Genomic DNA, 291 nt, shown 5'->3' with positions numbered 1-291 from the left:
ATTCTGACATGGCCACGATCAACAGGGACACGCACCTTACTTCTATGTTGCTCCTGTTCCTCACGACGCATGAGGAAGAGCATGCACATAAACTAGGTTTCGACATGTCCTTGATCAATACTACGGATGTCGAAAGCACTGTGTCCATTAAAGACCAGACCGTCACCCTGTCTCTTGCAAATGGTATGACCTTTGTCTCGCAGGAGAAGTATGATTATTACACATTCCTGGTCCCCGCTATCACGGAGGAGCCGGGAAAACTTTATCGGCGCGGCACTAATGTTCCGGTCC

The 291-nt window shown here is 49.1% G+C and carries 1 protein-coding gene; it reads left to right on the top strand.

From position 1 onward, the window contains the following. Window positions 1–44: 44 nt before the first annotated feature. Window positions 45–291 (top strand): hypothetical protein (locus GORHZ_RS31475; RefSeq protein WP_217998370.1); only part of this gene is annotated, 247 nt, incomplete at its 3' end.

This window comes from Gordonia rhizosphera NBRC 16068, from assembly GCF_000298195.1.
Classification (GTDB): Bacteria; Actinomycetota; Actinomycetes; order Mycobacteriales; family Mycobacteriaceae; genus Gordonia; species Gordonia rhizosphera.
The sequence above is the reverse complement of the archived record's forward strand: the minus strand, read 5'-3'. Positions and strand labels throughout refer to the sequence as shown.